At 34.3% G+C, this 22,163-nt stretch carries 23 protein-coding genes; 13 read left to right on the forward strand and 10 right to left on the reverse strand.

Going from position 1 to position 22,163, the window contains the following annotated elements; translation table 11 throughout:
- Positions 1 to 54 precede the first annotated feature (54 nt).
- On the forward strand, positions 55 to 1,092 hold the full coding sequence (gene purM, locus OOK87_RS01390; protein ID WP_253307225.1) for a phosphoribosylformylglycinamidine cyclo-ligase: 1,038 nt from the start codon (positions 55 to 57) through the stop codon (positions 1,090 to 1,092).
- Here purM and purC read toward each other — a convergent pair.
- Positions 1,089 to 1,811, reverse strand: coding sequence for a phosphoribosylaminoimidazolesuccinocarboxamide synthase (gene purC / locus OOK87_RS01395; protein WP_253307224.1), 723 nt, complete (start codon positions 1,809 to 1,811; stop codon positions 1,089 to 1,091). The two genes, purM and purC, sit on opposite strands and share 4 nt — an antisense overlap.
- A 74-nt stretch (positions 1,812 to 1,885) precedes the next feature.
- Here purC and trmD point away from each other — a divergent pair, with 74 nt between their 5' ends.
- The 11 genes from trmD (at position 1,886) to OOK87_RS01450 (ending at position 9,831) form a co-directional block, all read left to right on the forward strand.
- Positions 1,886 to 2,596: a tRNA (guanosine(37)-N1)-methyltransferase TrmD gene (gene trmD, locus OOK87_RS01400; protein WP_264687849.1), complete on the forward strand. Its 711-nt coding sequence runs from the start codon at positions 1,886 to 1,888 to the stop codon at positions 2,594 to 2,596.
- The gene (rplS, locus tag OOK87_RS01405) at positions 2,580 to 2,957 is read left to right on the forward strand and encodes a 50S ribosomal protein L19 (protein ID WP_253307222.1); all 378 of its coding nucleotides are present in this window, start codon (positions 2,580 to 2,582) and stop codon (positions 2,955 to 2,957) included. The genes trmD and rplS overlap by 17 nt, the downstream gene beginning before the upstream one ends.
- A 249-nt stretch (positions 2,958 to 3,206) precedes the next feature.
- Positions 3,207 to 4,457: a PstA family ABC transporter permease gene (locus OOK87_RS01410; RefSeq protein ID WP_253307221.1), complete on the forward strand. Its 1,251-nt coding sequence runs from the start codon at positions 3,207 to 3,209 to the stop codon at positions 4,455 to 4,457.
- 6 nt (positions 4,458 to 4,463) lie between these two features.
- Entirely contained in the window at positions 4,464 to 5,261 is a 798-nt protein-coding gene (locus OOK87_RS01415) for a phosphoribosylformylglycinamidine synthase subunit PurQ (protein WP_264687850.1), read from the forward strand.
- Between the two features lie 704 nt (positions 5,262 to 5,965).
- Positions 5,966 to 6,142, forward strand: a complete 177-nt coding sequence (locus tag OOK87_RS01420; RefSeq protein WP_264687851.1) for a hypothetical protein — start codon at positions 5,966 to 5,968, stop codon at positions 6,140 to 6,142.
- Complete coding sequence (locus OOK87_RS01425; RefSeq protein WP_264687852.1) at positions 6,136 to 6,453, forward strand: recombinase family protein; 318 nt, start codon at positions 6,136 to 6,138, stop codon at positions 6,451 to 6,453. The genes OOK87_RS01420 and OOK87_RS01425 overlap by 7 nt, the downstream gene beginning before the upstream one ends.
- A gap of 31 nt (positions 6,454 to 6,484) precedes the next feature.
- Positions 6,485 to 6,973, forward strand: a complete 489-nt coding sequence (locus tag OOK87_RS01430) for a recombinase family protein (RefSeq protein WP_264328685.1) — start codon at positions 6,485 to 6,487, stop codon at positions 6,971 to 6,973.
- 89 nt (positions 6,974 to 7,062) lie between these two features.
- On the forward strand, positions 7,063 to 7,350 hold the full coding sequence (locus tag OOK87_RS01435; protein WP_253307215.1) for a recombinase zinc ribbon domain-containing protein: 288 nt from the start codon (positions 7,063 to 7,065) through the stop codon (positions 7,348 to 7,350).
- Positions 7,343 to 7,759 (forward strand): hypothetical protein, encoded by a 417-nt coding sequence (locus OOK87_RS01440; protein WP_253307214.1) that lies wholly within the window; start codon positions 7,343 to 7,345, stop codon positions 7,757 to 7,759. Before OOK87_RS01435 ends, OOK87_RS01440 begins: the two co-directional genes overlap by 8 nt.
- Positions 7,760 to 8,007: 248 nt before the next feature.
- Positions 8,008 to 8,607 (forward strand): recombination mediator RecR, encoded by a 600-nt coding sequence (gene recR, locus OOK87_RS01445; protein ID WP_253310001.1) that lies wholly within the window; start codon positions 8,008 to 8,010, stop codon positions 8,605 to 8,607.
- A gap of 3 nt (positions 8,608 to 8,610) precedes the next feature.
- Entirely contained in the window at positions 8,611 to 9,831 is a 1,221-nt protein-coding gene (locus OOK87_RS01450) for a KAP family P-loop NTPase fold protein (RefSeq protein WP_253307213.1), read from the forward strand.
- Positions 9,832 to 9,876: 45 nt separating this feature from the next.
- Here the strand turns inward: OOK87_RS01450 and OOK87_RS01455 are convergent, their stop codons facing one another.
- On the reverse strand, positions 9,877 to 10,593 hold the full coding sequence (locus tag OOK87_RS01455; RefSeq protein ID WP_264687853.1) for a hypothetical protein: 717 nt from the start codon (positions 10,591 to 10,593) through the stop codon (positions 9,877 to 9,879).
- 79 nt (positions 10,594 to 10,672) lie between these two features.
- Positions 10,673 to 11,983, reverse strand: a complete 1,311-nt coding sequence (locus OOK87_RS01460; protein ID WP_253310000.1) for a pyruvate dehydrogenase complex dihydrolipoamide acetyltransferase — start codon at positions 11,981 to 11,983, stop codon at positions 10,673 to 10,675.
- Positions 11,984 to 12,053: 70 nt separating this feature from the next.
- Here OOK87_RS01460 and OOK87_RS01465 point away from each other — a divergent pair, with 70 nt between their 5' ends.
- Entirely contained in the window at positions 12,054 to 12,545 is a 492-nt protein-coding gene (locus tag OOK87_RS01465; protein ID WP_264687854.1) for an SH3 domain-containing protein, read from the forward strand.
- Here OOK87_RS01465 and OOK87_RS01470 read toward each other — a convergent pair.
- The 7 genes from OOK87_RS01470 to OOK87_RS01500 form a co-directional block, all read right to left on the reverse strand.
- Positions 12,542 to 12,754: a hypothetical protein gene (locus OOK87_RS01470; protein ID WP_253307210.1), complete on the reverse strand. Its 213-nt coding sequence runs from the start codon at positions 12,752 to 12,754 to the stop codon at positions 12,542 to 12,544. The two genes, OOK87_RS01465 and OOK87_RS01470, sit on opposite strands and share 4 nt — an antisense overlap.
- Positions 12,755 to 13,156: 402 nt before the next feature.
- Positions 13,157 to 16,060 (reverse strand): hypothetical protein, encoded by a 2,904-nt coding sequence (locus OOK87_RS01475; protein ID WP_264687855.1) that lies wholly within the window; start codon positions 16,058 to 16,060, stop codon positions 13,157 to 13,159.
- Positions 16,020 to 18,374: a VirB4 family type IV secretion/conjugal transfer ATPase gene (locus OOK87_RS01480; RefSeq protein WP_264687856.1), complete on the reverse strand. Its 2,355-nt coding sequence runs from the start codon at positions 18,372 to 18,374 to the stop codon at positions 16,020 to 16,022. The genes OOK87_RS01475 and OOK87_RS01480 overlap by 41 nt, the downstream gene beginning before the upstream one ends.
- A gap of 44 nt (positions 18,375 to 18,418) precedes the next feature.
- Entirely contained in the window at positions 18,419 to 18,790 is a 372-nt protein-coding gene (locus tag OOK87_RS01485) for a hypothetical protein (protein WP_264687857.1), read from the reverse strand.
- A 101-nt stretch (positions 18,791 to 18,891) separates the two neighbouring features.
- Complete coding sequence (locus OOK87_RS01490; protein ID WP_253307205.1) at positions 18,892 to 20,073, reverse strand: hypothetical protein; 1,182 nt, start codon at positions 20,071 to 20,073, stop codon at positions 18,892 to 18,894.
- A 107-nt stretch (positions 20,074 to 20,180) separates the two neighbouring features.
- Positions 20,181 to 21,176, reverse strand: a complete 996-nt coding sequence (locus OOK87_RS01495; protein WP_253307206.1) for an NAD(P)H-dependent flavin oxidoreductase — start codon at positions 21,174 to 21,176, stop codon at positions 20,181 to 20,183.
- A 5-nt stretch (positions 21,177 to 21,181) separates the two neighbouring features.
- Positions 21,182 to 21,703 (reverse strand): cytochrome b, encoded by a 522-nt coding sequence (locus tag OOK87_RS01500; protein WP_253307207.1) that lies wholly within the window; start codon positions 21,701 to 21,703, stop codon positions 21,182 to 21,184.
- Positions 21,704 to 22,163: the final 460 nt, after the last annotated feature.

Genomic DNA, 22,163 nt, shown 5'->3' on the forward strand with positions numbered 1-22,163 from the left:
TTTATATCAAGGCATTAATATAGTATTAACAATTTTAAAATTTATAGAAGGATTATGAATACTTATATCAGATCAGGAATAGATCTTGAACTATATAATAAGTTAATAAAAGAAGTCAAGCCTATTGCTCAAGAAACTACTAGAGAAGAAGTAATCAGCGAAATAGGTTCATTTTCTGCGTTGTTTGATTTTGCTGCACTAAGTAAGAAATATGACCATCCAGTACTTGTTTCCTCAACTGATGGAGTAGGTACGAAACTATTGATAGCTCAAGAAGTGAATAGGCATGATACTATAGGTATAGATTTAGTTGCAATGTGTGTAAATGACTTACTTGCACAAGGAGCAACGCCTTTATTTTTCCTTGATTACTTTGCAACAGGTGTTTTGAGCAAGGACGTTTTATTATCTGTGGTCCAAGGCATTGCAAAGGGGTGCAAGCAAGCTAAAATAGCATTGGTTGGTGGGGAAACTGCAGAAATGCCTGGAATGTATGATAATAATCACTATGACCTTGCAGGGTTTGTGGTTGGTGTAGTTGATCGAAAGCAAATTCTTCCAAACTGTAGCATGATGAAAGTAGGTGATTATATAGTTGGCTTAGAGTCAAGTGGAATTCACTCAAATGGGTTTTCTTTGGTGCGCCATATTTTCAAAGGCTTAGGTATAAATTATAACGACTCATCTCCATGGAATAATCAGCTTTGGAAAGAAGTGTTGCTCGAACCAACAAAAATATATGTTGATTCTTTGTTGCCTATTATGCCAAAGGTAAAAGGCATTGCACATATAACAGGTGGTGGCTTGATAGATAATATTCCGCGGATTCTTCCAAAAAACTTATTTGCAAACATAGACATTAATTCCTGGAAATGGCCAGATATATTTTTATGGCTAACAAAGGAGGGTAAAATAGAGAAGAAAGAAATGCTAAAAACATTTAATTGTGGTATTGGCATGGTATTGATCGTAAGTCCTGAGAATATGCAAAACGTGAAAAATCATTTCCAAAAACGTGGAGAAAAAATTGAAATTATTGGAAAACTTGATGAGGCATGTAACCCTCCACTTGATAGAGTAGTATTTAGTTAGTCTAACTTTACTGACAGTCTTTTTGCAACTTCTAGGTACGCTTCCTTTAAATCTCCTAAATTCAAACGAAAGACGTCTTTATCTAGCTTTTTATAAGTATTTTTATCCCATAACCTGCAGTTATCAGGGCTGATTTCATCGGCTAAAATGATTTTAGTACTGTCATTTATTAATCTGCCAAATTCTAACTTGAGATCAACTAAATATATACTTGCATTTGAAAATAGGTGGACTAAGATTTCGTTGATTTTTAAAGTTGTAGTTTTAACTTCATCCATTTCTTTGCTAGACAGCCAATCAAAATACAGTATGTGATTTTCATTCACCATTGGGTCGGCTAGGTCATCATTTTTGTAAAAAAACTCGATTATAGGAGATGTAAGTGCCTCACCTTCTTTGATATTAAAACGTTTGCAAAAGCTGCCAGCTGCAACATTTCTAACTACCACCTCAAGAGGTATTATCTTGAGCTTTTTGACTAGCTGTTCTCTTTCGTTTAGAGTTTTTATAAAGTGCGTGCTAGTTCCTGCTTCTTCAAGCTTTTCCATGATAAAAGCACTAACATGATTATTAATTATTCCTTTGCCCTCAATAATTTCATATTTTTTCTTATTGAATGCTGTAACATCATCTTTAAAGTGCTGTATAACAGTTGATGAGTCTTCAGTTTCAATAATGGCTTTCGCTTTACCTTCGTATATTGTTTTATTCAGTGACATGCTTAATTTAACTATATATTATATCAATTTACTGTTCTTAGAGTATAGCTCCAAATAACTTAAAATAAACCTTAATGGCATTCAATGTTACAATATTAACCATATTTCCAGAAATGTTCCCCGGGTTTTTGAACTATTCTCTTGCCGGAAAAGCGTTAGAAAAAAAAATATGGAACCTTGAAGTAATAAATATTCGTTCTTTTGCGAAAGATAAACATTCAACTGTGGATGATGTTCCATATGGAGGTGGAGCAGGAATGGTTATGCGTTCTGATGTAGTTGGTGATGCAGTAGATAGTATGCTCTCTGTTCATAAAAACACTAAGTTTATTTACATGACTCCATCTGGAACTAAGTTTAATCAGAATATTGCCAGAGAATTATTAGAGTTTCCTCATATAACAATATTGTGTGGTCGATTTGAAGGTATTGACCAAAGGATAATTGATGCGTATACTCCTTATGAATTAAGTATCGGAGATTATATACTTTCAGGAGGTGAGCCATCTGCGATGGTGGTTCTCGATGCATGCATTAGACTTCTTCCAGGTGTAGTAAATAATTCCGATAGTATTATTGAAGAAAGTTTTAGTTATGATGGTGGTATGCTTGAATATCCTCAATATACTAGACCTGAGCAGTGGAAGGGATATAAAGTACCTGAGGTTTTGTTATCTGGCAATCACAAAAAAATAAGTGATTGGAGGCAGAAGCAGTCTCATGTTATAACAAAAAAGCGTAGGCCTGAATTATTGAATGGAGAGATAAATGACAAATTTACTTAAAAAATTTAACGAACAGCAAATGCAAGTGTTAGCTAAAGAAATACCAGAATTTCGTCCTGGTGATGATTTGAAGGTCACTTTTAAAGTAGTTGACGGTGCAAGTGAACGTATACAGATATTTGGAGGTGTATGTATATCAAAAAGGAACCGCGGGTTGCATTCTTCTTTTGCAGTCAGAAAAGTGAGCCATGGAGAAAGTATAGTGTCTCAATTTTTTGTTTATTCTCCTGCACTGGTTTCAGTGCAAGTGACAAGAAAAGGAAAGGTTCGTAGAGCAAAACTGTATTATCTATGCAAACTATTTGGAAAAGCTGCAAGGATCAAAGAGCGTACTACTTATGTTAAAAAGAAATCTAAGTAGATACAATAGGGAGTGATGTCAATTGTGTCATCCCAGCACTTCCCCAGTGTCATCCAAGTAGCTGATACTGGGATCTACCTTATTCTATATTATGGATGTTATTTTTAGCATGGAGTCTGTTACCAATTGCCTGATTTGTAAATATTTTTATAACTGGATTCCAGTGTCAAGCACTGGAATGACATCAACGTTTATTAAACTGGACGTTTGTACAGCTGTGGGCTTGACGATAGGATCCAGGGAAAATAAATGAGTATAAAGAAAAAATTCCTTAAATTACTTCAGTCAAGGCGTGTACATGCTCGTATAAAAAGGAAAAATAAAAAGAACAGAGCGTTACGCTTTTGCTCTTTCACGGCACTAGTTATCTCACTTGGCTGTCCTGTGTGTATATTGTTGAGTATATTAGTTAACTCTTACAGTGCCTTAACAGTAACGAAAATTTTATTGCCAATTGAAATAAGTGCTGATCTTACTTTAACAAATAATCCTAGTGATTTGCGGTATAAGTCCATTGGCTTACTCAACGATTCTTTACGTAAGGTGTTTAAAGGAACTGATTTTAAAGACAGTGACGAAATTTTAAGTCGTAATTCTTACAAAGAACTAGAGAAATTTTTTCGTAAGAAAGTAAAAGATAGTGGTGAATATGAGATCTGGTTTACCGCGTCAAGTATAATTAATTCAATAAATAAAGATAAACATTTGAATGATCGTTATGCTAAATTACTTGATTGGCTAAAAGAAAAGAGGAGAGTGAAAAAATTTTTTAATAAGTCTTTATTCCTTAAATCTGACTCTCGTGAACCTGAGAATGCAGGGATTTTAGGGGCATTTATCGGTTCATTAATGACAATTATAGTGTGCCTAGCATTAGCATTACCAATAGGAATTATGTCGGGCATCTGTCTTTACGAATTTATGCCTAAAAATAGGCTAATGACTAATATTGTAGAAATTAGCATGAATAATCTTGCTGCAGTGCCTTCAATAATATTTGGTGTAGTGGGCTTAACTCTCTATCTTGGCATATTTGGGCTACCGCGCTCTTCACCACTTGTTGGTGGAATGACTCTTTCATTTATGATGTTACCTAATATTATAATTGCAACAAAAAATGCCTTTGCGAATGTTCCTATTACGATAAAAGATGCAGCGTTTGCGCTCGGTGCGCCTCACATCAAGGTGATATTAGATCACTCTTTACCGATTGCGTTACCAAGAATAATACATGGTACTGTGCTTGCAATTGCAAGGATTTTAGGTGAATCTTCCCCTTTACTTATGATAGGTATGGTGGCATTTATTGCTGATACACCTACGTCCTTTTTCGATCCGGCGACTGTTCTGCCTGTGCAAATATACATATGGTCAAGTAGTCCTGAAATTGCATTTATTGAACTTGCTGCTATTGCAATTATAGCTTTATTATTGGTGTTATTTGCGTTAAATTTAGTAGCAAATTTTGTAAAAAAGAAATTCGAATTTTTTAATTTTTAGCAATTCATGAAAATCACAGTCCTATCTGGTTATGGCTTAAATTGCGAAAAAGAAACCGCATTTGCATTTATGGAATGCAGCAGAAAACTTGGTATTAGTAATATTGAAGTAAAAATCGTTCACATTAATGATATCATAGATAATCCAAGTGAACTGAAATTAAGCAATATACTTGCAATTCCAGGAGGTTTTTCCTATGGTGATAACACTGGTGCTGGTAATGCGTTTGCTTTACGTATTAAAAACAACTTGTTGGATGAGTTTCAAGAGTTTTTATCTCAGGACAAGCTGATTATAGGAATATGTAATGGTTGTCAGATATTAGTAAAATTAATTCCAGAGTTCTCTAGTCTAGCTTTAATCCATAATGATATAGGCAATTATCAATGCCGTTGGATTAGAGTGGGAGTTAATCCGCAGAGTAATTCTGTTTGGCTACGGGGCCTGAGTGAACTATATCTCCCTATTGCTCATGGGGAAGGCAAATTTTTTATGGATCAAGATATTTTGAACCAATTGATTGAGAGCAATTCCACCGCATTACGTTACATTGATGAAAATGGCAACTATGCTAACCTACAATTTCCTTACAATCCGAACGGATCTACATACGACCTAGCAGCTTTATCAGATAAAAGTGGAAGAGTGCTAGCTTTAATGCCCCATCCAGAGAGGGGAATATTTTTTACTCAGCAAGATAATTGGCCTCTTGAAAAAGAAAAGAGCAAGCGTTTAGGTATTGCTGTGCCAAAATATGGTGATGGAATGCTTATATTTGAAAATGCACTAAAGTATTTTTGTTAAAATTTATTGGTAGGGGTTTATGGTCGAAATTATCCCCTGATATTGCAAAAAATTACTTTACAAGTTTCGCCAGTCCCCTTATTATGATAATAAGGGTATTTATGACTCAAAACTTGTTTTTGACCTGCAGGCTCAATGACAAAATTCAGTAAAAAACTCAGGGTATTTATTGGCGGATTACATAAAATTATAGCGGCTGCATGTCTTTTTTGTTTTTTCTACATTCAGCCAAATCGCGCTTATTTTAAGCGTTAGCACATTATTACAGCGCCACTTACAGTAATATAGAGTCAAAACTCGCACCACGGGAGTTCTTTGCCTTTTTTTTATTTGGTAAATTTCTTAATGTTTGTAGCTAAAGCAACTTAAGAGACCGAAAATGGTGTCATTCCAGCGCGTGACGATGGAATCTAGTCTTTATTATGCAGCCACTTATTTAAAGTTAAGTTTTCTGGATCCAAGTAGTCAGGGCACTGGGATGACACCTTGACGATTTGAAGAATCGTCATCCCGCTACTTGTTAGCGGCTAAGAGATACCGCGGCGGTATGACGTAGGGACTCCGCCAACAATATTGGAAGAAATCTGAAACTTGAGAAAACTATTTCCCGAAAGCTTCTACAAAAAGAACAGAGAGTTGAATTTATTTATAGAGCTAGTGATCAAATAACCATATGTCTCGATGAATAATAAATGGGAGAGCTAATGGGCAACAAGAAATTAATAGTTTGTATTCGTTGTAGTTATGAAGTGAATAGATTAGCAGAGTTGTATCTATTAGATGCATATGAAAAATTAGTGTTAAGTAAACCAATAAAAGTGAGCAAAAAGGAAGAAAACTCTGAATGTAAGAAAGTAGATTTGAGGAGGGTTAAATGGTAACAGTTAGATTATATGCAAGAGTTTCTTCAGGGAGACAAGCACAAGAAGGTACAATAGCAAGTCAAATTGCTGCTATAGAGAATCAAATTAGTATGGACGGACATAAATTATTAAATGAATATAAATTTATTGATAATGGTTCTAATATAATCCGTCCTGGTTTAGAAAAATTACGTGATAAAATAGCAGAAGGTAGCATTGATAAGGTTTATATTCATTCTCCTGATCGTTTATCTCGCAAGTATGCATATCAGATGGTATTACTTGAAGAGTTCAAGAAACTAGGAGTAGAAGTCATTTTTTTTAATTAGCGATAATCCAGAATCTCAATTACTATTACAAATGCAAGGTATGATAGCAGAATATGAACGTGCAAAAATCATGGAAGGAAGCTGCCGAGGAAAGATTTATGCAGCCAATAAGGGTTATATAAGTGTAATGAGAGCTGCTCCTTATGGCTATCATTATATAAATAAAAATACAGAGACAGGACAAGCCTTATTTGAAATTTATGAAGAAGAAGCTGAAGTTGTGCGTAAAGTATTTTTTTGGGTAGGAAGAGAAAGAGCGAGTATAGGAGAAGTATGTCGTGGGCTAAGTGCTATGTCCGTTATGACGCGAACAGGAAAAGAATATTGGGATAGGGCTGTAGTTTTGAGTATGTTAAAAAACTCTGCTTATAGAGGACAAGCAGCTTTTGGTAAAACAAGGTTAGGCGTAAAATTAAAACATATAAGACCAAAAAAAACTCCTGCGAGCAACCAAAAGATAATTATTCTACTTATCCTGTTCCAAAAGAGGATTGGATTTATATTAAAGTACCTAGTATAGTAAACGAAGATTTATTTGATATAGTTCAAGAACAATTAGCAGAGAATAGAAAAATAGCAAGAACAAGACAAAGAGGAGCAAGATATTTATTGCAAGGTTTAGTAGTATGTAAGCTTTGTAATTATGCATATTATGGTACTAGCACTGCAAGGAATAAGGAGGGAAAAAAACTAATAATCAGGTGTATTATCGTTGTATTGGCACGCCGTTTTGGTGGTAATAAAATGTGTAACAACAAATTAATTCGTACAGATACATTAGACATAGCTGTGTGGGAAGAAGTAAAGCATCTATTAAAAAATCCGAATAGAATATTAGAGGAGTATAAACGAAGACTTTCAGAACTTACCACTAGATCAAAAAAGCGCTTTGCTTGAAGCACAAGAAGATAAATTAAAACGTGGTATTGCAAGGTTAATTGATAGTGATGCTCAAGAATATATTGATCAAGAAGAATTTGAGCCAAGAATTAAAGCAATGAAACAAAACTTAAAAATGGTTGAAGAACAAAAGAAAAAAACATTTGATCAGAAAAAACTCACACAAGAGTTCACTCTAGTAGTAACAAATTTAGAGGGATTTTCCTCTAGTATTAACTCAAGTCTTGATAATGCAGACTGGCTAACTAAACGTGATATTATTAGAACGTTAGTTAAGCGAATTGAGATTAATTTTGAGGATGTGAACATCGTGTTTAGAGTGAAAGAGCTTCCAGACTCTTCTCATGGGGAGAAAAATCAATACTTGCAATGTTGTTGTAGGGGTAGTCATCCCGCTACTTGTTAGCGGGATCTAGAGATACTGCGGCGGTATGACGTCTCGCTTGGGTCAGCTATACCTTTTTTCTACTTAGTTTGGGTTATGCAAGAAGTCTATTATAATCAGGCTTTAAGTGTGCGGAAGTAATTTTTTGCATTAGAGTAAAAAATTTTTTCTATAGCTAATCAAAGTGGGATCAAGAGAAACTTACCACTTTCTTTACAAAGGGTTTGATGTTACCATTTGATGAACTATTCTGAATTTATTGAATGAACATTAACATAAAGAATCTAGTTCATGCTTTTTCTAAATTGCCAAGTTTAGGACCATCATCATCACGCAGGTTGGTTATACATTTACTCCAAAACAAAGAGAAAGTTATGCTACCACTTGTATCTTTGATTAAAGAGCTAGCAGATCTTATAGTAGAATGTGAGATTTGCGGAAATCTAGATACTAAATCACCTTGTTCTATTTGTACTAACCCAAAACGTGACACTAAGTTACTGTGTGTAGTAGAAGAATTGGGTGATCTATGGGCGTTTGAAAAAGGAAATATATATTCAGGTTTATACCATGTTTTGGGGGGCAGATTGTCTGCAATAAACGGCATAGGTCCAAAAGAACTTAACCTTGATACTATTCTGGAAAGAGTGACAAAATCTAAAGTTGAAGAGATAATTATTGCAATTAATCCGACATTAGAGGGTCAAGTTACTGCACAATATATAATTGAATTGCTAAAAAATTTGGATGTGAAAATATCACGTCTTGCTTGCGGCATACCAATGGGCGGAGAAATTGACTATCTAGATGAAGGAACGTTAAAAGCAGCCCTCACTTCAAGACAAGAATATGAGTTAAATATAAAATAAGGTATGTGCTTAAAAAAACTTGCATCGTTAATAACGTTCAAGAAGAAAGAAACAGCGCCACCACTTCAAGTGGCGGCTTGGGAAAATGACCGTCTAAACTATAAGCAATTTTCAGGCAAATTCAACACTATAATTAAAACGATTGATCAGTTTTTTACAATAATATCTTTAGAAGGATATGACGGATGGGGTAAGACGTTTTTTCTGAAAGAGTGGGTAAAAGAGTTAAAACAGCAAAATGAAATTGCAGCTTACTATAACGCATGGGATATCAATGCACTGGATCAACCACTTCCTTCTTTTTTAAATTTTCTATTTGAAGATTTATTTGCATCGTATGAAGTAAAAAGAAGCGTTATACAACAGTTCAAGAACATAAACCAAGAACTATTTTCTCTAAACACACTAGGAAAGCTGATCAGTAAATCTCCACTTGCTATGCTTTCCGTATTGCTTGACGCTACAAAAGAGGCTGATAGGAAAGATATTGGTTCTGTACTGAGAGAGTTGAATACTCTTCAAAGAAGAGAAGAAAACATTAAGGATTTTAAAACACAATTGGCAAAAGTAGTTAATAGAATTAGAAAAGACAAAAACATTTATATAATGGTGGATAATCTTGATGTGTGCCGCCCTAAATTCGTTGTCGATTTTTTGGAATCTATAAAGTATATGCTTGATGTGGAGGGGCTGGTTTTCATTATTTCTGTAAGTAAAGATAAGAGCAATGTGCATAAAGCCATTAGCACGATACTTGGACCAAATTTTGACCTAAAATCTTTTACTGATCTCTCTTTACATTTACCGAAGCAACCGATAGAAAAATTTACAAAAGAACTATTTGAAAATATTAAATTACCGAAAAAGTCAAAAAATTTGATTGTAGATAGTTTTATATTTTATGCAGAAAGCCTTTTACTATCGTTAAAAACAATAGAATACTGCGTAAAAAAAATAAAGCTGTGTCTTCTGAATTACACAAGAGAAGAATTACCTGCTCCAAATTTGTTTTCGTTTTTGGTAATACTGCAATCAGTAAATACTGATTTGTATGAGGAGTTAGATTCCTCATGTCAAAGAGCATTGGAAAAAATTGAAAATGAATATAAATCTTTAATTCTAAATGGTCAAGAGGAATGGGAAAAACTTAAAACCTCTCTAGAAGCTGCTTTTGCAGAGAAGGAATCAAAAATTAACAAAGCTATAAAGGATATAATATTTTGAAAAGATACCCTACCTTTGCATATACAAAGATAGGGTAATATTTGATTAACGCCCCTTTACTATGTTATTACCTTGTTCAAACTTTCTGATTAATTCGCTTACGTTGACATTAGATAATTTTTTACCTGCAGATTTGTCATTATGTGAAGCATCAGGTTTACGAAGGTCTTCCTTACTGTTACTCCTAGTAATATTACATCTGACAATGTTTGAATTATTAGACTTATCGCTTATATCTGAAATATTGCTTTTTTCACTACATGAAGACGAATTACTCGAAATATTGTCTAAGCTAAAGCGCTTTTTACCTTGATAGATTGGATTCCAATCAAGTGGATTGTAAGCTTTAGCTTTTTTATCAAGAGTACTGCTACTAACATCACTGATACCACTATCCCCTGAATCACGGCGTTGTTTGTTAGAAGTGCTATGAATATTGTCTTTCATGAGTTTTTGCATTGTTGGGCCAAATGTTCTTCCAAGATTGCTACTTACTGTTTTATTACTATCATTTGCTTGGGAATGAGATGCATTTCGCTCAAAAATCGCTTTTATTCCAGCAAATTTAGCTTGGGAAGATTTCGGAGGAACAGGTGGAGCAACTTTCTTAAGCTTTACTATTTTTTCTAACTCATTCTGCGACGATAACTTGGTCTCTGGTGCTCTTGGTGGTAGCGGTGGGGCAACCATGCCTTTTGAGTTAATCTTTCCTTCATTTTTAGGAAAAATTTTTGGATTATTTTTTTCTACTGTAGTATTCATTTTTTTACCTCTAAGCCTATTAACTAGTAGAATTATAAACTTAGAGGTATTAATTTTGTAATAACGATGCTAATAGGTTTCAAATAAGCATCGCCAGAGGACTCTCTATATAATGCTTAAAGGCATTTAAAAATTTTGCTCCTAATGCTCCATCAACTGCTCTATGGTCAACAGAAAGTGTTACTGTCATTATTTCTGCTATCTCTATTTTCTCATTCATAACAATTGGTTGTTTTTTGGATGCACCAACTGCCATAATGCAAGATTGCGGCGGATTGATTATAGCACTGAAGGCTTTTATACCAAACATTCCTAAATTGGAAATAGTAAACCCACCTCCTTGAAATTCTTCTGGCCTTAATTTTCCAGATCTTGCTCTGCTTACTAAATCTTTCACTTCTTTTGATATAGATAAAATACCCTTTTTATCAGCATTTTTTACTATAGGAGTAATTAGCCCATCTTCAAGTGCCACAGCGATTGAAATGTCTACATTCGAGTATTTAAGTATTTTATTATCTATCCACGAAGAATTTATATCAGGAAATTTTTTCATGCTGAAAGCTGCAGCTTTTATGATTAGGTCATTAATTGTTACTTTGTTATTTTCATCTGCTGAGCTAATCTCGTTTTTTAACGATATTAACTTATCAACCTGGCAGTCTACAGTTAAATAAAAATGTGGAACATTCTGTTTGGATTCAGTTAAGCGCTGTGCTATCACTTGGCGCATATTGCTTACTTCAACCATGGTATCTTCCTCGGGCCTTTCACGACTTTCAATGCGTGTACCACTACCTAAAGACTCCAACACATCAGCCTTAATTATGCGACCATATGGTCCTGTACCTTTTAATTGCTGCACATTAACCCCTTCATTTTGAGCTATTTTCTTAGCTAATGGGCTTATTTTTATTCTACCTTCTACATAACCCTCTGTCATCTGAGTAGCTGACACTGGTTCTTTTCTTCTGGATTCCAGCGTCACGCGCTGGAATGACACCGAAGAATGACTTGTTGGCTTTCCGTTTAAATCTTGGTGTTCTGATTTTTGATTATCAACAGCACTTTTTGTCACTTCCTTTTTAACTGCACTATTGATGGAAGTTGAAGTATAGTTGTTAAGTGCACTTTCATCTTCTCCTTCTTCCAGCATTAAAGCTATTGGTTGATTTACAGGCACGCCACTTGTTCCTTCTGTTACTAAAATTTTTGCTAAAACTCCTTCATCTATAGATTCAAACTCCATTATGGCTTTATCAGTCTCTATCTCAGCAATTACGTCGCCTACTTCAACTTTGTCTTGTTCTTTTTTATGCCACTTGACAATTTTTCCTCCAGTTTTGCTCATTGTCGGTGAAAGAGCAGGCATTAATATTTCTATAGGCATTGATTTTGCATTTAAAGATCTATTCAATTTTTAATTTACTCTTTATCTTATGTCAATCTAATCGTGAATTATGATGAATAAGTCTGTTACACTATCCCTCACGTCATCCCAGTGCGTGACACTGGGATCTTGGTTCAGTACTATTATCCTATTGTTTTTATTATTTAGTCATAGCTTGTTTGCTAATAACTTTGTTTCAACAAAGTCAAACAAAATCAACATGAGAACAGGGCCAGGGTTTCACTATCCTGTAAAATGGATATACACTTGCAAAAATCTGCCCCTGAAAGTGATAGAAGAGTTTGAGAGTTGGAAAAAGGTCTGCGATATAGATGAAGACTGCGGATGGATAAAAGGCAATCTGCTTAGTGATAAGCACCACGCAATGATAAAAGAAGATACTTATGGATATCAAAAACAGAGTGTAGACAGCAAGATTACTATGAAAATAGACAAGTTCGTTGTAATGAAAATAGAAAAATGCAACGAAGAATGGTGCTTTCTTTCCACCCCAAAACGTAAAGCATGGGTACAAAAAAAACATATATATGGGGTTGATTAGGTTGATAAAGGATCTGGATTAACACTAGTTTCCGGACCTTCTGTAGCAGACTCTTCAGATGAAGCAGGAGTTGCACTAACTTCTTGAGGTTCTGGAGAATTATTTTGCCATATAGTGCTGTCACAAAAACTCTGTAACATCTCCTCAGCAGATGAGTTTAAAATTTGTACAATAGACTTTTCACTTTGTTCTCTTAGCGATTGATCCATTCTAGAAATCAACTTAAGAAACTCACTACCTGATTTTTCAGCTTCACTTTTTATTTTGCTTTCTATGCTTGCAATATTACCTTGATCAATTTCTTCTTTTGTTATGTTGAATGAATTTGCAACATCTTAATATCCAATCTTGCAATTTCCACAACCAATTATGCAAAAAGCAATAGAATTAGATATTTCATTTGCAGCCCACTTATGTATAGTGGTAGCCAAATAATTGTCATGGTATTTAATGCTAAATTATTGTTCTATTAGCTCAGAAATTTTATTCTTTAGAGACATAAAGCACCCTCCTACATTCGTTATACCTTTTTGTTAAGATACACCATTTACTACATGCTTTACTTTAATTAATTATTAAAACTAGAGCATAATTTTCAGAGTTATATCTTTTTACCTTAACAATTCTTTTTTGATTTCCTCTTCAACTTTCTCTCTTATATTCACATTAAGGTCCTTCGTCGAAAAATCAGTCATAGCTTCAAGATCATATAGATCTCTTGTCACTTTTTCAATAGCATCATTTATTTCTTCTTTGTCAAATTCCTTTATAATAGGTCTAATCTTCACATACCCTGGAGAGCCTTTACCATAAATTTCTTTGCTTTTATAAATGCAACCACCTGCACCAGGTTTACTGCTTCTCAAACCACTTCCACACTCTATTATTTCATACTTGACTTGACCATCTTCTATATATGTTATTTTATTATCTTCAGTAGACTTCAATGCACTTGCTGGTATAACTGTTTTTTCTAACTCTAAACTCGGTTCATGAATTATTGTGTCCCGATAACTTGTACGTTCAGGACCATATGTTCTATACATACCTCCACCTGCAACAGTGATTAATGGCTTGCAATCTTGTTTGTCTGAACGACACATTTTTATAAAAATAGGTCCTCCGTCCTTATCTGAGGAGTTATTTTCCTGGTTACCCCCTCCCTCTGTAACTTTCACCTTAATTACAGGATAATTAGGGTCAATTTTCAGTTTAGCTTTAATATAATCGCCTGGCATTCCTGCTCTACTTTCAGTGGAACATACAGAAGATTCGCAGTTAATAGGTGTATCTTTTATATGACCTGCTTCACCACTTCCCCACGCTTCTATTTCAACACGATCAAATTTTATTGATAAGTCATCTGTATAAACATCTTTATTTTCATGATCATAGGATTTTTCATTATTTTTTTCAAGATCTGGTTTCTTATTTTTCAGCTGTTCCTTGATTATCTCTTTTAATTTTTCTTTTAATTTCTTTTTGAGACCTTCTAAATCGAACCTACACAATTTATCAGCGTAAAAGACCTCTGTTCTATCTGCTTTAATCAGTTGATCTTTTAATTGTGTACACTTTTGTACTTCATTTTTTTCATCTCTTAATACTTTACCATCCTTATCTTTACAATCCACTTCCTCATACCTTAAGTAGAATGGCTTATCATTTTCATTTTTATTCAAATATTGTTTTGAACGGCTGCATTTTCCATCAGAGCAGATGCAACCATCATCACCTTGATTACATTTTTCTCTATGCTCTACATCCGTCAATTTGTATACTACTTTCAGTCCTTTACCAGATTTAAATGCCTTGTCTATCTCATCATTTCTTTTTACACAGTAACTGCATTTCCCCTTTTCCTGTTTATTGTCGTCAGGGAAGAAAACATACCCTTGCTTATTAAATATTATTTTATCCAACTGATCTTGAAGTCTTTTTATTTTTAAGAGGTCGACTGTTTCCCTTTCCTTGCTTGGAAGATAATAGAACCGATTTGATTCCTTTGAATAAACAGCATTGTATTTAATATATTTTGTTCCCATTAATTTTAGTGGTATTATTTTATTTTCTCTTTCAAGAACAAACTCTTCTGGTTCTGGCTGCCATCCAGAAAGACAAAGCATTCTACTGTTAGAATTTTCTTTATATTTTATTTCTACTTCTGGTTGTCCTAAGCTGTTCAATTTGCATTTATTTCCTTGAAACTCTTTACATTCTGTTTCAATATCAGGAACATAGTCATATTCTTTCAGAACTTTAAATTGTTGCGGATTACTTTCTAATATACCTTTTATAATATTATCAATATAACTTTTTTCGTTATTACTATCAGTTGTTTTTTTAACTATTCTCGGTCTTACTACCTTTAAAGATAGAGGGCCAATGTTTGTAGAAGAACCAGCATTAACATTAAAAGTACATAAACCATTGCTGTAGGTTCCACGTGCTTCATAAGTACAAGTGTTCTCACTCATCTTCATTCTTATCTTTAACGTGTTACTCTGTTTTCCAGGCGTGTTACTTTTTACTATCTCTACTACTTCAGGCTCTGGAGTAGGTGGTGCCGGGAAACAGCGGACGAACTGTGGATTTTTTTCATCTATACTTTGAGTTCCAAGGTATTCAGCGCAGAGCTTATCTTTTTCTCTATAAGTTTTGAAGTAGTACGTGATGCCATCTTTGTCTAAAATAGAGCGCCACTCAGCTTTATCTTCTCCATACCCTTTAGGGAAATCTAATTTTTCTCCAATCTCTCCGTCTCCTCCTTTCAGATCACCAATGATTACCTTAACTTTAGGGTTAAAGTAATCATTGTCTTCATCTGTTATAGGAACAATTCTAACTTGTGGAGGTGACATCGCAAGTTGCTCACAGAACGGAGGGGGGCCAGGTGCAAGTGGCACAGGGGCACATTTTACTTTTTCCTGATAGCAAGTATCACAAACATTTTCCATTTCTCCAGGGCGAAAGATATTTTCCCCTGAAAAAACTCTAGAACCCCATGGAGAAATACCTGATATACAAGCACCCTTTTGACTGCAAGCGCATATTTTAGGAGAGTTAGCGAATCTTCTTTTTTCCTCATCAGTAACACCATCTGCCCATTCCCACTCAAGACCCCGTGTCACCTGTCCATGAATTTTTCCACCATTCAGCATTTTATCCCCTCCCCAGTCAATAAAAGCTGCAGCAGAAACACCCCCACCTGTACTTTGTGTTCCATATATTTGGCGGCAGGATTCCCCGCTTTGTAAGTTATAACAATAACTTTTTCCATCATAAGCACATACTCTAATTTTAGGATTAAAATAGCCATCAACTCCTTGATCTTTTATTGCTTGTACTTTAATTTCTTTTACCCAATCTCCGCTAACTATTGCTTCGAACCAAGTATTACTCGTTACAAAATTCGGACAATCAGCATATCCTTGATACGAAAGACCAAGTATCAAAAAGAACATCAATAAGAAATTAAGCTTTACACTTCTCATAAAACACCGGTAACCACTCATTAACTTCTTCTCCTTTTTCCTTTATTGCCTCGTACATATACTTTATCGTCTCTTTGTTAGCTGAAAGTACATGTATTTCTTGCATATTCTTTAAATCTAAATTTAAAGTTACTAACCCTTTATACTGCTTTATCAAAAATAAACCTTCCTGTGTTGGCGTCTGCAGAATTATATTCAGCTCCTCTTTCGATAAAGAAAATGCTTTCATGTATAACCTATTTGCATTGACGTTTGGCATCAAGATCCTTGTATCAACATGTTTATCTAAATATTGAGTAAATTTGCTAGCAAATGCGAGGTTTAAGTTTTCAGTACTTAGGATTACTACAACATTTAGTTCCGTCATTCTTTGCATCCAGTTATCAAACTCTTTCTCTGTAGGAAAGATATTACTTATCTCCCATGCTTCATCCAAAACAAGTATTGCAGGCGAGCCATCACATTTTGCCTCAAAAGAATATAAAAAATAGTAAAGTATCACGGACATACATTCTTTTCGTTTTGTGAGGTTTGCGGTGTTGAGAGATATAATTTTTGTTTCCCAGTCAATATCTGATTCATTACCATCTTGAAATAAGTAAGCAAACTCACCACCGTCACACCATCTACTTATTTTACCCCCGAGGAGCAAAAGCACCTCAGAAATTTGCGCAATAGAACGTGACTCCTTGGGTATAGCAAATATAGAATCCACAATTTTTCTTATCTTTTCTTCTACGTCCACCAAGCTCGTATCGGCTACCATTCTTTTGATCAGTTCAACCAACATATTGCGATTGGAAGCACTATCTTCAATGTTTAGTGGATTAAATTTTAGGCTTTTGTCCTTATACTTCGGATCGATTATATAATATTTACCACTCACTGCTTTAGTAAAAATTATCGACTTTCCAGTGTTATCCAATATGACAATTCTTGGGTTAAACTTTCTTGATTCTGATAATAGGAAATTAATGAGTGAAGTTCTGCCTGAATTTGGAGCTCCAAGTATCGTAGTATGGCCATTATTTCTTTTTCCATAGAAATTAAAGAAGTAAGGATTTCCTTCTTTTGAGAAAAAAACTGTTACCGCTTCTTTCCACCTTCCTCCTTTTAATGTACCTGACGTAAAATCATGCAGCATAGCAAAACTGCAAGCATATTTTGCTAATATATTTTTCGGTTGTGTAATAAAGGTAAAATTGCCCGGAAGTTGTGCCCAAAAATGACTTTCCATATGTAGATCAGTTCTAAATATCATGAAGCCAATTAATGACATTATAGAAGATAAATCACTAATATTTTCGGCTAACTTATTCCTATCGTCTGCAAATATTGTAAAAATAATTTTCTGTTGGCAGAAGTCTAGACTAGAGGTCTTTTCAAGCTCTATTATTTCTTCAATTCCTGAGCTTTTAAGTAAGGTATTATCCTCACTAATTTGCAGCATGTTAATTTGTTTATTAAATTCTTTTATTGCCTTACTATTACTAGTAAATATCATTATTTCTGTAATGATAAATTCAGATTCAAGCTGCAAGCACCTATCTATATTGCCTAAGGAGATTTCTCGGTATTCCTTTATGCTGAAAACAGAGCCAAATTTCTGTTGATTTTCAAAGATTGTCTGAAACGTATTGAAACCAAAAGCTATTTTAAAATTTCTAATATATTGCGACAGGTCCCTTTCATGTATTGGATAATCTTTGTGCGTTAATGTAACAATATAGTGGAGAAATTCTATCATTTCAGAATATATTTTACCTTCACTAAATCTTAGACCCAGTTTTTTAGCTCCAAAAGGTCCTAAATCATCGTGAATTAAGTCAGTTATCTTTTGCAACTCCTGGTGGCTTTCTTGTAAAGACAGCTTATGCTTATTCTTTATTCTATTAAAAAAAAATGAATTATTAGTATGCTTACCAAAATCGCTAAACAATATTACAATATATAATTCATTTATATACTGTAATTTACTATCAGTGAGTTTATCAAACCGCGCTGAATGTAGCTTATCAGAGAAGTCTTCAGTTTTATTCCATTTTAAGCTCAATTTATTGCGCTTTCGGACAGTATGAATCCAAACGGTAAAATATAGGCTATTAATATTTTTTGATATGCTTTTTCTAATTTCAGTTCTAAGGTCGCTGTAATTATCAACAGAAGAATAATCTTCTAACTTGATTATTTTTAACAACTCTCCCTGTTTTGTTAGTATAGTTTCTTCATTGTAATGACAAGCATAAGGAATGAAATCTAAATCAATGCTCTCTAGTAATGCTAAGTTGTTCTTTTTTTCAAACTTAGAGTTAATTGCTTGTACTTTTAGCTGCATATGCGTATTCAATAAAGATAATTAAAAAAGATAAAAATACTATCTTAATTTTTATCTTTTTTTTCGCTATCGGATTGTAATTTTATATCTTTTGCAAAATTAAATTTTTCTTTTAAGTAGTCTTTTGCCTTTTCTGTACTACCAAACATCATGATCAGTACACCAAACATTATCATAAAAAAGATTAGACCTCTGAACACTACTGCAAGTATCACCGCAGCTATACACAACCCTATGATTGTTGAAGGACTCATATTTTCTACAGTATCTTTAATTGAAAATGAAGAAATAAAATCTTTTACTGTTTCTTGTACATCCTTTAATTCATCACTCACCGAAGCTTCGCTAGAATATGATGCAAAAATGAAACTTAATAAGGCTATAAAAACCAAAACTTTATTCAATTGAATGCGCATCAACTAAATACCCTTTAAATATTCCTCAAATATAACAACTTTTATATCAATAGGCAAGAACTGAATTCACTTATCCACTACAAGTAACACATATTTAATTTTTACAGATGTGAACATGCTGTAAGCTTTTTATCATCAACAAGAGGTTCCACATTAATGGATGTTAATTTACTTGATAGGAAGTTTGAATGCAATTCAGCTACTGCTGCTATAGCAAACACTGCAGCCATAGCAAGTAGTCCTGCTCCTACCAGTCCTGATGTCATTGCTCCTGCAACAATGCACCCTATTGTAGAGAGAGCACAACCTGCTACAAGTGCAACGTGAAGATTTCTGTTATTGGGTTGTTTAAGTGGAGTATCTTCACCCTTTTTCTCATTCACAGGAGGTTTCTGCATGGTTGTAATGGTATTTTTTTTGTCCTTTTGTTCTTCAGATTTCACTGGCTGACTACCTGTCCTCTGAGTAGCCTGACCACTTGGGTCCATATTTTCTTTTTTTTTGGATCCCAGTGTCACGCACTGGTATGACACCTGAGCTGGCTTTTTTTCTGTGGTCTGTTCTAGCAGCACTTTATTTTCAGTTTCTGCTTTTTGTGGATTACTATCTTCTTCAGTAGAGCTTATACTGCTCCTTACTGGTAATTCCAAACTTTCTTCACTCTTTCTAGGTGAATCTATTCTACTATCTGAATCATTATCATTACTGAGTTCAGAAGTCTGCTTATGCTCCTTTATTTCTTCCACAACCTTGCTATCTTTTTCAAGTATTTCTTCTGTAATACCTAAATTACTAAGTATTTTATTATCACCACTTTTTTTCTCAGCTATATTCAAGGGTGTTTCTTGTGTGTTGTTTTGCTCTTCAATATGTCCTAGCTGCATTTGATCTTCAATATTTTCTTTAACAGCACTTGGTATTGAGCTTACACTGCTGCTCTTGCTAACAACATCTAAAGTTATTAGTTCCATAATTATTTTTTCTATTTCCGTTCTTTTTGCTGTAGTTAGTTTTTTTGAGTTTGTTATTTCTACTTCCAATGCTGGAAGAAATTTCTCGGTGTAATAATTATAGTATTTTTGATATTTTTCTTGCTCTCTCAGTGATTTTTCTAATTGAATTAATACGTTAGGGTCAGCTCCTTTGTTGAACAACTCTATGCATTTTGCGATAGTTCCATCTCCATTTTTTTTTGGACTTTGATTACTATGTGTTTTTTTTGTTACCTTTTTGTATATAGTGTCGCGCAATTGTTGGTTAATATCTTTTTTAGAACTTGGCATAGACTTCTCCATACATAATAAAATGTATAGATACCTTTTTAGCGTTAATTTTACATTAAAACTGGGCAATTATGCCGTATTATGGATAATTATTTGCTCTTCTACTTCTACATTTCAATATAATTGTTTGCCTGTTGAATTAATATGTCTATCACTTCTTTTACAGGCTTTTCCCTATCAACCATGCCAACACTTTGACCGGCCATTAAAGATCCCGTTTCAACATCTCCATCAATTACTGCTCTTCTTAAAGCTCCAGCCCAGAACTTTTCTATTTCAAGCTGCCCATCTTCTTTTGAGATCTGTCCCTTTTGGTATTCATCAATAACTTTTTTTTGATGCTTCATAAAATCATCACTTGCTTTGTTGGCTATAGCTCTTACTGGAATTACAGGAAAATCAGCACTTATCTGTACAGAAGGTATTGCATTACGTGCGGCTGATTTAATAAACACTTTCTTAAAATTTTTGTGGGCAATTGACTCATTAGTGCAGACAAATAATGTACCTATTTGACAGCCACTTGCCCCCATTTCTAAGTAATTAACTATCATTTCACCTCTTCCTATTCCACCTGCAACAAACACTGGTATTTGTTCATTTTTAAAATGAGGCAATATCTCTTGTGCGAGAACAGAAGTGCTAACTGGCCCTATGTGCCCGCCTGCTTCCATTCCCTCTATTATTAACGCATCTACTCCCATTTTTACTAACCTTTTCGCAAGGCTTAATGCTGGTGCAAAGCACATAACTTTAATGCCTGCACTCTTGATTTTTTCTATATTAGGCTTCGTTGGTAATCCGCCAGCAAGCACTATATGGCTCACTTTCGTTTCAATGCACACATCTATCAACTCACTCAACTTTGGGTGCATAGTAATTAGGTTTACACCAAATGATTTGTTAGTTAATTTCTGTGTCTCTATGATTTCTTTTTTCAATAGGTCTGGAAACATTGCACCACATGCAATTACACCAAAACCACCAGCGTTTGAGATTGCCGAAACCAAGTTTCTCTCTGAAACCCAGCTCATAGCACCACCCATTATCGCAAACTCACTACCAAGAAAATCTGTTCCTTTTTTCCAGAGGCTACTTAACATATAACCTATATCATACGTTTAAAAATGTTTTGCTTATCTATAAATGTGTGTTTCAAAGCGCCAAGTATATGCAAGATTATAAAGAGTACCATAAAACATGCAAGCATCGAATGTAGCTGATTAGCCGTGTTAGCTAGATCTTTGTTTTGATTAATCAACAAAGGGATATGAAAAAAATACTTGATCTTTTTGCCAGAAGCAGAAGACATAACATAGCCAGATAGTGGCATTAGCACCATTAAAGAATATAAACCAAAGTGTACTGTTTTACTTGCATTGATTACAAATCGAGAAAAATTTGCTGGAAGTCGTGGAACATAAGTAAAGACGCGAAAAAATATGCGTACTATGATTAGTCCAAGAATAGTGATACCGCAAGCCTTATGAATAGCGTATATGTTGAACTTAATCTCATTGCTAAGTGGTAAGCTTTTCATATAAAGTCCAGAGCAAAGCATACCAATAATAAAAACAGCCATCAACCAATGGATAACTCTTAAACCTAGGCTATATTTATCGTCTTCCATTTTGATTACCCTAAAGTAGCATTTATATAATAGAAAAACTATTTTTCAATCAAAATTATTAAAGCAATTTAGATTTACCGACAATGTAGCTATACAAATTCGACCCAGCCGGGAGTCAAGTAGCTGGCCGGCACCTAAGCCATAAACGGATTAAATGCAAAACTTCCTTGACAAACTCCGCCAACCCCCTTATTGTAGTATTAAGGGTATTTCTGACTCAAAACTTGTTTTTGACCTGCAGGCTCAATGACAAAATTCAGTAAAAAACTTAGGGTATTTTTTGGCGGATTACATAAAATTATAGCGGCTGCATGTCTTTTAAATTTTTTCTACATTCAGCCAAATCGCGCTTATTTTAAGCGTTAGCACATTATTACAGCGCCACTTACAGTAATATAGAGTCAAAACTCGCACCACGGGGCTTCTTTTGCCTTTTTTTCGTTTGGTAAATTTCTTAATG

Origin of the sequence: Wolbachia endosymbiont (group A) of Sympetrum striolatum (assembly GCF_947250715.1) — a bacterium.
Taxonomy (GTDB): Bacteria; Pseudomonadota; Alphaproteobacteria; order Rickettsiales; family Anaplasmataceae; genus Wolbachia.